General features: G+C 48.5%; 10 protein-coding genes and 2 riboswitches. Of the genes, 3 read left to right on the forward strand and 7 right to left on the reverse strand.

The genetic code is table 11. The features are described 5' to 3' along the window. Nucleotides 1-65: 65 nt before the first annotated feature. The 7 genes from MKY16_RS24295 to MKY16_RS24325 all read right to left on the reverse strand — a co-directional run bounded on the left by MKY16_RS24295 (nucleotide 66) and on the right by MKY16_RS24325 (nucleotide 8,202). Nucleotides 66-842, reverse strand: coding sequence for an ABC transporter ATP-binding protein (locus tag MKY16_RS24295; protein ID WP_340957418.1), 777 nt, complete (start codon nucleotides 840-842; stop codon nucleotides 66-68). Next, nucleotides 839-1,756, reverse strand: a complete 918-nt coding sequence (locus MKY16_RS24300) for an ATP-binding cassette domain-containing protein (protein ID WP_318627748.1) — start codon at nucleotides 1,754-1,756, stop codon at nucleotides 839-841. The genes MKY16_RS24295 and MKY16_RS24300 overlap by 4 nt, the downstream gene beginning before the upstream one ends. Further along, nucleotides 1,756-2,571 (reverse strand): ABC transporter permease, encoded by an 816-nt coding sequence (locus MKY16_RS24305; protein ID WP_340886842.1) that lies wholly within the window; start codon nucleotides 2,569-2,571, stop codon nucleotides 1,756-1,758. The genes MKY16_RS24300 and MKY16_RS24305 overlap by 1 nt, the downstream gene beginning before the upstream one ends. A gap of 14 nt (nucleotides 2,572-2,585) precedes the next feature. Next, on the reverse strand, nucleotides 2,586-3,515 hold the full coding sequence (gene nikB / locus MKY16_RS24310; RefSeq protein WP_165145644.1) for a nickel ABC transporter permease: 930 nt from the start codon (nucleotides 3,513-3,515) through the stop codon (nucleotides 2,586-2,588). A gap of 15 nt (nucleotides 3,516-3,530) precedes the next feature. Beyond that, nucleotides 3,531-5,111 carry an ABC transporter substrate-binding protein gene (locus MKY16_RS24315; RefSeq protein WP_340886845.1) on the reverse strand — a complete coding sequence of 527 codons (1,581 nt, stop codon included), beginning with the start codon at nucleotides 5,109-5,111 and terminating at the stop codon, nucleotides 3,531-3,533. A gap of 217 nt (nucleotides 5,112-5,328) precedes the next feature. After that, a riboswitch (cobalamin riboswitch) is annotated at nucleotides 5,329-5,526 on the reverse strand. A gap of 757 nt (nucleotides 5,527-6,283) precedes the next feature. After that, nucleotides 6,284-7,591, reverse strand: coding sequence for a nucleobase:cation symporter-2 family protein (locus MKY16_RS24320; protein ID WP_340886847.1), 1,308 nt, complete (start codon nucleotides 7,589-7,591; stop codon nucleotides 6,284-6,286). After that, nucleotides 7,585-8,202, reverse strand: a complete 618-nt coding sequence (locus MKY16_RS24325; protein WP_340957419.1) for a xanthine phosphoribosyltransferase — start codon at nucleotides 8,200-8,202, stop codon at nucleotides 7,585-7,587. The genes MKY16_RS24320 and MKY16_RS24325 overlap by 7 nt, the downstream gene beginning before the upstream one ends. 181 nt (nucleotides 8,203-8,383) lie before the next feature. Beyond that, a riboswitch (purine riboswitch) is annotated at nucleotides 8,384-8,487 on the reverse strand. Between the two features lie 327 nt (nucleotides 8,488-8,814). Between MKY16_RS24325 and rhaB the strand changes: the two genes are divergently transcribed. From rhaB to rhaD, 3 genes are all read left to right on the forward strand, one after another. Next, nucleotides 8,815-10,296 carry a rhamnulokinase gene (rhaB, locus tag MKY16_RS24330; protein ID WP_340957420.1) on the forward strand — a complete coding sequence of 494 codons (1,482 nt, stop codon included), beginning with the start codon at nucleotides 8,815-8,817 and terminating at the stop codon, nucleotides 10,294-10,296. 12 nt (nucleotides 10,297-10,308) lie between these two features. Further along, nucleotides 10,309-11,565: an L-rhamnose isomerase gene (rhaA, locus tag MKY16_RS24335; RefSeq protein WP_069012278.1), complete on the forward strand. Its 1,257-nt coding sequence runs from the start codon at nucleotides 10,309-10,311 to the stop codon at nucleotides 11,563-11,565. Between the two features lie 67 nt (nucleotides 11,566-11,632). Beyond that, nucleotides 11,633-12,478, forward strand: coding sequence for a rhamnulose-1-phosphate aldolase (rhaD, locus tag MKY16_RS24340; RefSeq protein ID WP_340957423.1), 846 nt, complete (start codon nucleotides 11,633-11,635; stop codon nucleotides 12,476-12,478). Nucleotides 12,479-12,671: the final 193 nt, after the last annotated feature.

Consider the following 12,671-nt stretch of genomic DNA (forward strand, 5'->3'; position numbering starts at 1 on the left):
AAGCAACCCTCTTATTTCTTTTGAATTTGTAGAATGAGGATTTTGAAAAATCCTAAACTTATGGCTTAATTCGCCAACGTTTGAAATAGAGTACGCGTGTACTCATGCTGTAACAAGTCTTCATCCCATTCCCTAAATATTTCCACAATCTCCCCCTGAACCATGACGGCAACCCGGTCACAAAACTGACGAGTAGATGGGAGATCGTGAGTGATAAATAGGTAGGACAACTGACGTTCCACCTGCATTCTCTTGAGCATGTCCAGTACAGAAGACTGCGTTGTCGTATCCAGATTGGCGATCGATTCATCGAACAAGATAATATTTGGCTCCACCGCTAAAGCTCGGGCAATACATACCCGCTGCTTTTGCCCGCCACTCAGCTGAGCTGGGTATTTTTCCAGACTGTCAGCCTCTAATCCTACCGATTCCAATAGAGACAGACAAATATCCAGCGCCTGCGCTTTTCGCTCAGGGAAATAGTTGTGGATTGGCTCCATTAAAATATCTCGAATGGTCATACGGGGATGTAGCGAGGAGGACGAATCCTGTGCAACCAACTGGATTCGCTTGTACAGCTGAACATCCTTCATCTTTCCGGTGTGAATGGGCTGTTCATCCAGCCAAATCTCTCCTGAGGTCAACGACTCCAGCCCCAGAATACATTGTGCCAGCGTGCTTTTGCCACTTCCACTTTCTCCAACCAGTCCAAGACATTCTCCTTGTCGTATCTCCAGACTCACCTTCTTCACGGCCTGTTCGCTATCTTGCGTGCTGAACCAACCTTTTCTCCGTTTGCGGACAGGGTATGCTTTGGCCACATTCTTCAATTCCAGCATCACTGGTGCATCCTTCCTTCCGGGCTCATCTCCAACACTCGATCTGCTATGCGACTCATACCCTGGCGATCATGTGAGATCAACAATATGGTGAGATCAAAGTCTTCTCTCAACTGTTGCAGCAATGCCAAGACCTTGTCGCGGTTGATCACATCCAGCGCCGTAGTAGGCTCGTCGGCAATAAAGAGGCGAGGACCGGAGCTTAGCATGGCAGCCAGCAGCACCCTTTGACACATGCCTCCACTTAGTTCAAAAGGATATGACGACAAAGTATGCTCAGGATCTGCAAACCCTACCTTGCAGAGCAGAGAGCGCAAATAGGCCTCCCGCACTGGAGTAGCGCCTCCTCTGGCTATTTCTAAGACACGGCTCAGCATCTGCCGCATCCGTGGCAGCACGCCCAGTGGGTGGACTTGCTGCGGTGCATTGTGGGATAATGCAGCACCAGCGTGCTCCGGCTCCATCTGGTCATGCGGCATCCAACGCCGCCCGTGCAGTCTAAGCGTATCCATCAGCTGGGCGCGGACAGTCCGGATCGGGTTTAACCCGCTCAGCGATTGTTGAATGAGCAGGGCAATATCCTCTCGGCGCAGCCTTTGCCAGCGCCGTTCCTGGAACGGGAGAATGTCTTCCCCGTTATAGTAGATACGCCCATGCGTAACACCGATACCTGGCTCCAGCATGCCTGCGATTGCGTGAGCGGTCAGGCTCTTGCCGCATCCGCTCGGTCCAGTCAGGACCACAATCTCCCCTGAATATATGGAAAAGCTCACATCACGCAGCAGTGGTTTGCTCCCACTTCTGCTTGCTCCTACGCCTGTGCGGCAGATTTCCAAATGTTCCACGTGTAACAACGGTTTTCGACCTGCCACTTGTTCTATCGTATCCTTGCCCCCAAGGGCTGTTTGATCCTCCACTATTTGGCCGCCTCCTTTTCCGAAAAGCGGTCGCCCAAAAGCTGGCAGGCAAGTACGAATAGCATAATCGCCAAGCCTGGGAAAATCATGACATGCGGAGCCACCTGAAAATATGAGGTGGCATCATGCAGCATCACGCCCCACTCTGGCTTGGGCGGCTGTACCCCCAGTCCAAGAAAGGACAGCCCAGCGATCATCAGCACCACGCGTCCGATATCCCATACCGCATAAACCAACAATTGCGGCAACGCTTGTGGCAATACATAACGGCTCAGTATACGTACGTGTGAATTGCCGGATAAACGGGCATACCGAACGTAGTCCTCCTGACAAGCTTTTTGAACCAGACTACGGATATATCGGACATAGCCCGCCCACCGTACCGCAATAATCGCAAGGGTCATGTTAACAAAACCCGGACCCAAAATACCGACAATTGCCACTGTTAAAATAATATCAGGAAAAGCCAGTACCCCGTCGATTCCTCGCATAACCAGCTGGTCCACGCGTCCGCGCACATAACCAATAAGCAACCCTATAGGCAGACTGAAGCACAACGTAGCTACAGTAATCGCACATGCGATTAGCACGCTCATCCGAATCCCGTAAATTAGCCGTGATAGCACATCCCGGCCCAGATGATCCGTACCGAAAGGATATTTCCGGCTGGGTGGTGCCAGACGGTTCAAAAGGTCCACTTGGAGAGGATCATGAGGAGCGACCCATGGAGCCAATAACCCAAGCAGCACGATCAGACCAAACAGTACGCCTCCTGCCAGCAAGCTCCCTTGAAAGGAAAGCCGTATCTTTTTCATTTTCAGCTTCCTCCTTAACGCAAACGTAGCCTCGGATCTATCGCCGTCTGGACCACATCCACCAAACACTGAACTCCTACAATTAAAAATACGGCGAAAATAACATACCCCTGAATCACCGGATAATCTCGCTGTGTAATCGCATCTATAAAATACTTGCCCAACCCCGGCCATGAAAAAATGGTCTCTACAATCACATTACCTGCCAGCATAAATGATAGATTGGTACCTAGCAGTGTAATTATAGGCAGAACCGCATGCCTAAATATCTCAAAAAACAGGATATGCAAACGTGAAAAGCCTCGAGCCTTCGCTGCTTTCACAAAATTCCGGTCACCCAGCTCCAGCATTTGAGCGCGCAGTACGCGTGCTTGCACAGCTCCCAAACCTGCGCCAAGAGTCAGCGCTGGGAGCACTAGATGTGTCCAGTCCTCCCTTCCCATGGATGGGAGCCAGCCCAAGCGAACGGAGAATAGATAGATCAACAGAAAACCAAACCAAAAAGAGGGGATCGACGATCCCAGCAGGGCGAACAGCCTGCCCAGACGATCCAGTGGGCCGCTGATTTTTAGCGAGGCAGCTAGCCCCAGCCCCAGCGTAAGCACCGTCATGACGGCGAAGCCCGCAGCAGCTAGCTCCACAGTAGCAGGAAGTCTGTTCCACAGTTCGGCTAGCACCGACTCCTTGGATACATACGAAGTGCCCCAATGCCCTGTGAACACATCCCGCAGCCAGTTCACATATTGAATATGAAGCGGTTCGTTTAAGCCCAGTTCCTTTCGTAGCGTCGTCAACGCCTCCTCAGAGGCAGGGATATTATGCGCGGTGAGCAAAATGGTAGCAGGGTCTCCAGGGGCCAGCCGCATCAGTACAAAAGTCAGCGTGGACACCACGAATACAATGATAAGCAGCTGCGCCACACGTTCCAGTATAAAACGAATCATAGGATACGCAGCTCGTTATTCCGCAATATCGGATTGCGCTGTAATGTAGTAATACTCGATCGGATGCGGTGTAAACCCCCCCACCCCTTTTTTCACGCCAAACACATTATCAGGATGCACAATGAACGACTGTGGCAAATCCGTATTGATGATATCCAGCGCTTGTAGTGTCATGGCATTACGCTGCGCTGTATCCTTCGCCAGCTTCAAGCTGTTCAGAATACTCTCTAGCGGTTTGGAACTATAACGGCTTACATTGGCTTCGCTTTTCGAAGAATAAAACATGTCCATAAAATATTGCGGCTCTCCTGTATGAGCAGTAAGCATACTGTACATAGCAAAATCCCAATCGTTTTTGGTCAACGCCTCGTCGATATTTTCCACCTTGCGAATCTTGACCTGGATTCCCTCTTTCAGCAATTGGCTTTGGATGACCTCAGCCATAACAGAGAGCTCCGGACGCTGAGGGAAAGTCAGCAGCGTAACCTCGAACGGCTTGCCTTGCTTAGTCCATGTCCCTTGGGCGTCCTTCTGCCAGCCATCCTTCGTCAACAGTTGCTCTGCCGTTCCGTCCAGCGCTTTACGCTCAACTTTACCGAAGGGAAGAATGCTCGGGAACGGGCTGCTTGCCTCCGTACCGAAGTCCCTCATGACGGCGCTCACAATCGATGCGCGTGGAATCAGGCTGTCCACCACCTTACGGTTCGCCACATCCTTGAATACTGGCGATTCCATATTGTACACGATCATATGGGTGCGCAAGGACGGAGCTGACAGCACTTGCAGCTTGCCGTTCTTTTTCAGTACCTCTGCGTTATCAACCGGAATATCCGTCGCTACGTCCACCTCGCCGGATTGCAGCGCCATCAGGCGCGAATTCCCGTCCGTAATGAACTTCATCGTCGCTTCAGCCAGTCGTGCCTTCTCGCCCCAATATCCGTCATAACGCTCCACGACCAACGATTGGTCCTTGTTGAACGCTTTGATTTTAAAGGCGCCTGTCATCGCTGGGTAACTCTGTTCATCTTTCATCGATGCCACATCCAGTACAATCGTCGATGGATCAGCTAGATTAGACACCAACGCCGCATTCGGCTGGTTTGTCGTGATCTTCAAGGCCAGCGGGCCGCTTACATCAATGGACTTCACATTCAGTAAATCCTTCGCCAGATGGCTTTTCTCAATAGAGCGTAACAAAGACGCTTTTACACTTGCTGCACCCATACTTTTTCCATTATGAAAAGTGACTTTATCCTGCAAGCTGAACGTCCAAACTGTAGGGCTATCCTGCTTCCACTCCTTTGCCAGCCAAGCCACAGGCTCCAGCTTTTCATTCAAACGTACCAGTGTCTCACCTGCACCGGATCGCATCACATCCCAGCTATTATCTCCATGCGGGTCAACGCCTGACGGTTTCCATGTATACGCCATTACCAGCTTTTTATCTGTCGCTGTTTGTTGTGCTGACGCGTTTTCACCCTTGCCGGAGCTATCCGACGTCCTATTGCTGGCACATCCCGAAAGAGCCATAACTGCCAGCAGCAGCATCACTCCTGTACATATCAACCATGAACGCCTACTACGACTGCTTATCATTCGATGAATCCCCCTCTATCTTGTAAAATCGCATAAACCTAACGCAAAACGCGAAAAAAGCATTCCAGACCACTTAATTAGCAGTCAGAAATGCCTTCAATATAAAATGTCAGAACTCACCTCGAAGCCAACTCCAAAAACATAGAAGGGATCAGATCGGTTTCAGACATTCCGTATGCAGCACGCCTAACCACCTCCCCAGCATCCCGTGGGTCTGACAGTGATGTCAAAACAGGCAGGTCTCCTGACTCCAGGCGTATCTTTCAGGCCTTCCCGGTTCTTCACAATTCCAGTGGCTGTTCTGAAAGCTCCAGCAGTATCCTGCTGATGCCTGTATACAGTGGCGGGCCCGTGTCGGAATCAACCGAACTTCCCTTTTAAGTGAACATGCTCAACAACTATGTACATCGTCTCTACGAAACCCCATACATAGAGTTGTCCGGCTCACACCTGTTTTCTTCCTTTATTTCTTTTCATTACGATCTTATTTTGTTGTCACAGGCTTGTCAATAAAGGCTGCACAATAATTTAAATTTGAACGATAAGGTAGAAACAAGACATAACCTCCAATTGCGTGCACGCAATTGAAGTGTTAAAATTAGGTATAGAGTAAACCACCGTGTCCGTATACTAAAAAGAGTCTTCGCCGCGCCAACGGCAAAGACTCTTAGGACTTGAAAGGCTGTGGATCACCACCACGGCGCGCTGCATAACTAAATGTCAATGCAAACGAAACCCACCGTTAGGGGCCAACCTAATTACGCGGTGGGTTTTCGCTTGTTCCGAAATTTTCGACGTAGCCAGCGATAAAGTTTACGAATACTAAACGCCAGGCTTAGTAACGTAACCATCCAACGCAACACATCGTAGCACGACACAAGGTTGACCATCGGCTTCACCCCCTTTCGGGAAGCTGCACCGTGGTCCGAAAACATCCACCACTATTCAAAATCCATAAGGTAAATTATACCATGATATCGCCCGCTGCTCTAGCAAATTCTTCTAGTAAGTAAACTGGAAAACGCACCAAATTAGAGCTACCCATTTCATTCCGCAGTTTATCTATATATCCCCAGACAGCAAGGGGATCTACTATCTGGATAACCCCATGCCAAACAGCCGGAAAAGAGGCATACGTCCTCTCTCCGGCTATCTTTATTTATTTCTAATCATCAAACCTCCTGTGGAACCTCCTGAACCGTCACGCTTTTGACCGATTCCCCTTGTTTTCTCGTCAAAACGATGTTCAAGACAATCGCTGTAATCGAGCCCGAAACAATACCATTTTGCAACAACATTTTGGCAAAGCTCGGCAGCTGGTCGAACATTTGTGGCAGAACGGCAGAACCTAGGCCCACAGCAATACTGCATGCTGCGATCAGCAGATTGCTTTCCTTTCGCAGATCCACTTCTGACAAAATAGACATGCCTGATGCAGCGACCGAGCCAAACATGACGATCATCGCCCCGCCCAGCACAGCGTTAGGAATCACTGTCGTTAAAGCAGCCAGCTTAGGCAGCAAACCGAGAACAACCATGATACCGCCCGCAGCAAAAATAACGTTCCGTGATTTGACGCGTGTGAGCGAGATCAGACCCACATTTTGCGAGAAGGCTGTATAAGGAAACGCGTTAAAAATACCCCCAAGCATAATCGCAAGTCCTTCCGAACGGAGTCCATTGACGATCTGCTTTTGCTCTACCTTTTGATCAATCGCCTTGCCTACTGCCAGATAAACACCCGTAGACTCGACCATGCTGACAATATTGACGATAATCATCGTACAAACTGCCATAATGCTAAACTCTGGCTTACCAAAATAAAATGGCTGCGCAACACTCACCCATGACGCATCTGCCACGGGAGCAAAATGCACCATTCCCATCGCATAAGCAACCACCGTGCCTGCAAACAGACCGATGAGCACGGAAATCGAGCGCATAAAGCCCTTTGCCAACCGATTCACAAGCAGAATAACCAATAATGTAACCAGCGCCAGCAGCAAATTACGCGGCTGTCCAAAATCCGCGCTGCCCTGGCCCCCTGCTACATTGTTCATCGCCACCGGAATAAGGGATAGACCGATAATCGTAACAACCGAACCTGTAACCACCGTTGGGAAAAAACGTAGCAGCTTGCCATACAGTGGTGCCGCAAGCACCACGAATATACCAGACAAAATAATGGCTCCGTACGCTGTCGCCAAATTTGAGGTCGAAGCAATCGCGATAATGGGGCCTACTGCCGTAAACGTACAGCCTAAAATGACAGGCAGTCTACTACCGAAAAAGCGTGTGCCCATAATTTGTAATAACGTAGCAATCCCGCAAGTGAACAGATCGGCAGCCACCAAATAAGCCATCTGGGCTGGCGTCAGGTGCAATGCTCCCCCTACAATCAGAGGAACAGCAATGGCTCCAGCGTACATCGCCATGACATGCTGGAAGCCCAGTGCGAATAACTTTTGTTTACTTAACATCCCACATTCTCCTTAACAGGAGCAATTACCGCGCCAGCTTCCTCTATAAAATGGACCTCGCCGGGTGCCATGGAAGCGATACGCGCAAGAGAACGTACGGCGATGCCTCTTTGCTCCAACAGTCCACGGCCTTCCTGGAAGCTCTTCTCAATCACACAGCCAACCCCGGCCAGCTCCGCTCCTGCTTCCTTTACAATATCCGTAAGTCCGACCAATGCTGCACCAGTTGCCAAAAAATCATCTACGATCAGCACATGATCGCTGGCATCGAGATATTTTTGGGAGATACTCACCTGATAGGTTTCCTGCCGAGTGAACGAATGAACCTCTGCGAAGTATACCTGCTCATTCAGCGTGATGGCCTTCTTTTTCTTCGCATAAATGAACGGGACCCCCAAGGCAATAGCAGTAGCCATTGCAAATTGAATACCACTAGCTTCAATGGTAAGCACCTTGGTGATCGGAGCACTGCCGAACAGGCGTGCAAACTCCTTACCAATCTCTAATGCTAATGCTGTATCTACCTGATGATTCAAAAATGAATCTACCTTTAATACGGTGTCAGATAAAATCTGTCCTTCTTGACGAATACGTTCCTCCAAAGCTTTCATTATGTGAGTATCGCTCCTTCTGTACTTTAAAATAGTGAGGATTTTGCAAAATCCTGAACAGTAAAACCTGCCAAAACCAAAAAAGGACAGGCTCCCTTGAGTTGTTTCTCAAGTGAAGCCTGTCCTTGGGGTTGTAATCCCTGACGGATTGGCGCACAAATAAATGCCCGCATTCATCCGAAGCCGATGCGCTATCACTCATAGTCGGACGATTACAGTGGTCGTCCGGTAGAAACTTTTGGGCCATATCCCCAATATTATACGAGTCATATGAAATTGATATCTTGTATACTACACCCTCTGGCGGGCGGTTTCAAGACTATTTTTCATACAAACAGCGGCATTTGAAGAACCTTCCACAATTTGAATATCGCAGCAACACACCGATTCCTGTTCGAGGTATATATATAGTAGAAAGCAAATGTTAAAAAACGCAAAACCATACAAAACAACATTTAATTTTATTTTTATTTTTAAATTCAAAAGAAAAACCAAAAATTATATTTCCGTTTATGTTGACTGCACAGACAAACGGAAGTAGTATGGAATTAGTTAAGAAACAAAAGGCAGACTTTGGGGCTGCCAGGACTTCACCATGCAAGGAGATTAGATATGAACAACTATCTTGCTGTTGATATTGGAGCTTCAAGCGGAAGACTCGTGAGTGCAACTCTACAAGGTGAACAAATTCACTTGCAAGAGCTTCACCGTTTCAACAACTCCTTTACTGAGAGGCACGGGCACAATTACTGGAACATAGACAATTTATTTGATGAGATCATTCAAGGACTGCAAAAGGCTAAGCAAAATGGAATTGAATCCTGTACGCTCGGCATTGATACATGGGCTGTAGATTACGTGTTACTTAATAAGGAAGGTAACCGCATTCATGAGGTATACGCTTACCGGGATGCACGTACCCTCCACGCACCCGACAGACTGCATCAGCTCATCAGTCGAGAGGCTGTGTATGAGAAAACAGGCATTCAGGAACTAAACTTTAATACCCTGTATCAACTGTTCGTCCATGATCGGGAACAGCTCGCCCAGGCGGATAAAATATTGATGGTACCCGATTATCTGTACTATCGCCTGACAGGCATCATGATCAATGAAATGACGAATGCGTCCACGATGCAGCTTCTCAACGTGAACACCCGAGAGTTTGATGAAGACCTGCTGTCCCTGCTCCAACTGCGACGCAATCAGTTTTCAGAGCTTGCCGAGCCTGGGCGGGTTCTGGGTTCTCTTTTGCCGGAGCTTGTTCAAAAATACGATCTTCCGGACTGTCAGATCATTCTTGCGCCTACTCACGATACTGCATCGGCCGTTGCAGGTGTTCCGTCACAGCGGGAAGAATCTTGGGCTTATATTAGCAGCGGCACGTGGTCACTACTGGGAATGGAACGATCCGAAGCCTTGAATACGAAGGCAGCCATGCAGGCGAACTACACGAATGAGTGGGGCGCTTACGGTACGTACCGTTTTCTGAAAAATATTATGGGATTGTGGATGATTCAGGAGGTCAGAAGAGAAGGGGGCTGTGCACATAGCTTTGCCGAATTGGCCCAACTGGCCTCAGCAGAAGCACCGTTTGTCAGTCTTGTCCTCTGTAACCATTCATCCTTCTTAAACCCGGATAGTATGACCCTTGAAATCCAGCGATTCTGTGAAGAAACAGGCCAGCCCATCCCCAGGACGCCGGGCTCACTCGCCCGCTGTATTTTTGACAGTCTGGCCTTAAGCTACCGCGATGCCTTACACGAACTGCAACGTTTAACAGACGAAACGATTACCAGATTGCACATTGTCGGCGGAGGCGCTAACAACGAATTACTATGTCAGCTAACAGCCGATCTCTTGGGAATTGAGGTTCAGGCAGGTCCTTCCGAATCTACGGCCATCGGCAATATTGTCGTGCAATTAATTAGCTCTGGTGTTCTTGAGAATCTCAAGGCTGCGGGTCGAACCATCGCCCGCTCCTTTCCGACTCGGCTATATGAGCCACAATCGGTGGAAGGCGTGCAAGAACTTTTGGATCGCTGGGAGCAGCTTAAGATACAAGCAACATCCTCTATTCACATATCTCAATAAAGGAGTAAAGCCATGAACGAAGCCATTGAAGCCAGTTATAACGAAGCGAAAAAGCTGTATGCCCGCCACGGTATTCAAGTGGACGACATTTTACGGAAGCTTTCACAAATCAAAATATCACTGCACTGCTGGCAGGGAGATGATGTTCAGGGATTCCTGTTCAAAGACAAACAGCTTAGCGGGGGGATTGCCGTAACGGGCAGCTACCCGGGCAGAGCCGGCACGCCGCATGAGTTGCGTCAGGATTTAGAAAAAGCCTTATCACTCATTCCGGGTAAACACAAGGTCAATCTGCACGCCATCTATGCGGACACCACAGAACAAGTGGATCTGGATCAACTGGAGCCACGCCATTTTCAGAACTGGGTAGACTGGGCCAAACAGCAAGGACTTGGGCTTGATTTTAATCCAACCCTGTTCTCCCATCCTAAAGCGGAAGACGGCTTCACACTGAGTCACAAGGATTCGGAAATCCGTGATTTCTGGATCACACACTGCAAAAAATCACGCAGGATTGCCGAGTATTTTGGCAAAGAACTCGGTCAGCCCTGTGTCACAAACCACTGGATGCCGGACGGCTATAAAGATACTCCGGTTGATCGGTTGGCTCCAAGAGAACGTCTGCGTGATGCGCTGGACGACATTTTCAGCGAGGAAATCAGCGAGGAATACAACATCGATGCGGTTGAAAGCAAGCTGTTTGGCATTGGCTCGGAAAGCTATGTCGTGGGCTCACATGAATTCTATATGGGTTACGCCCTGACACGCGGTAAATCTATCTGTCTCGATGCGGGTCACTTCCATCCAACCGAAGTCATTTCGAACAAACTGTCCTCTGTGCTGATGTTCACCGATCAATTATTGCTCCATGTCAGCAGACCCGTTCGCTGGGACAGTGATCATGTCGTGACAATGGACGACGAATTGCTGGACATTGCCCGTGAGCTGGTTCGCGGTGAATTGCTTTCCCGAACCCATATCGGTCTCGACTTCTTTGATGGCAGTATCAACCATGTGGCAGCATGGGTCATCGGAACACGCAACACGATTAAAGCGCTGCTTCGCGCTATGCTCGAACCGATTGAAGCATTAAAGCAGGCGGAAGAGGAACGAGACTTCACCACTCGTCTTGCTCTAGTCGAAGAGTTCAAATCGTATCCGTTTGGTGCGATATGGGATTACTATTGCGCTCAAAACAGCGTTCCCGTTCGTGAGGAATGGCTGGCCGAAGTTAAAAACTATGAACAACAAGTACTGTTGAAACGATAACTGCTGAAACGGTAACTACTGCACTGATAATGCTTATATTCATATCATCCAAAGGGAGAGATCATCCATGACTACTGTGCTGGAGAATCAAAAAGAACGCAAATCGGGACTGGATATCCCATTTGTTCGCGAGATGGCGGAAATTACACAAAACATGTGGAAATTCGGCTGGGATGAACGCAATGGAGGTAATGTAAGCTATATTCTGGATGAAGCTGAGGTTGCAAAATATATAGATATTCATCAGGTCATTCGGACGATTAAACCTGCTTTCCCGGTGAATGAACTGGCTGGTAAGTATTTTATCGTCACCGGATCAGGAAAATATTTTAAAAACGTAATTGCAGATCCAGAAGCAAACTTAGGGGTCCTTCGTGTCTCCCAGGATGGCGAACAGTTGGAAGTCTTGTGGGGCCTCAAACATGGCGCAGTGCCTACCAGTGAGTTACCTTCCCATTTTATGAGCCACATTGAGCGCTTGAAGGTCGCTCCTAACCATCGCGTGGTGATTCATAATCATGCCACCCATGTTATTGCCATGACCTTCATTCATAGTCTGGACGAAAACCAATTCACCAAAACGCTGTGGGAAATGTGTACCGAATGTATTGTCGTCTTTCCAGACGGTATCGGTGTAATCCCTTGGATGGTACCGGGTTCCAGCGAAATCGGCCGCGAAACGGCTAAAAAAATGAAGGATCATCACGCTGTATTATGGCCTCATCATGGCATTTTCGGAACGGGCAGCTCCATTGATGAAGCGTTTGGTCTCATTGAGACGATTGAAAAAGCGGCGCAAATTTACATGCTCATTGCTCACCATGATAACCAGCAACGGATTACAGATCAGGAATTGGCCGATCTAGCCAAAGCCTTCAACGTTACTCCAAAAGAAGGAATCTTGAACGTATAAATATAGGCTAATCCCCATCTCATAATACAGAACTTAAAAGGCTCCACGGGTCATCTCAAACCGGCCATGGAGCCTTTGGCATACGCAGTTTTAATTATATAACCCTCAATTCCAATGAATTAACTTGTAATTGTGCTTTCCTTTATATACAATAAAATCAAAATTCCCTTATCTCCACCAAAGGAGAGGTGAC

The sequence above is a fragment of the Paenibacillus sp. FSL L8-0641 genome (assembly GCF_038006265.1).
Classification (GTDB): domain Bacteria; phylum Bacillota; class Bacilli; order Paenibacillales; family Paenibacillaceae; genus Paenibacillus; species Paenibacillus polymyxa_D.

What these genes read in the sequence shown, in the direction of transcription:
- MKY16_RS24305 (WP_340886842.1), bottom strand. Translation starts at nt 2,571, where the DNA reads ATGAAAAAGATACGGCTTTCCTTTCAAGGGAGCTTGCTGGCAGGAGGC.
- nikB (WP_165145644.1), bottom strand. Translation starts at nt 3,515, where the DNA reads ATGATTCGTTTTATACTGGAACGTGTGGCGCAGCTGCTTATCATTGTA.
- MKY16_RS24315 (WP_340886845.1), bottom strand. Translation starts at nt 5,111, where the DNA reads ATGATAAGCAGTCGTAGTAGGCGTTCATGGTTGATATGTACAGGAGTG.
- MKY16_RS24320 (WP_340886847.1), bottom strand. Translation starts at nt 7,591, where the DNA reads ATGTTAAGTAAACAAAAGTTATTCGCACTGGGCTTCCAGCATGTCATG.
- MKY16_RS24325 (WP_340957419.1), bottom strand. Translation starts at nt 8,202, where the DNA reads ATGAAAGCTTTGGAGGAACGTATTCGTCAAGAAGGACAGATTTTATCT.
- rhaB (WP_340957420.1), top strand. Translation starts at nt 8,815, where the DNA reads ATGAACAACTATCTTGCTGTTGATATTGGAGCTTCAAGCGGAAGACTC.
- rhaA (WP_069012278.1), top strand. Translation starts at nt 10,309, where the DNA reads ATGAACGAAGCCATTGAAGCCAGTTATAACGAAGCGAAAAAGCTGTAT.
- rhaD (WP_340957423.1), top strand. Translation starts at nt 11,633, where the DNA reads ATGACTACTGTGCTGGAGAATCAAAAAGAACGCAAATCGGGACTGGAT.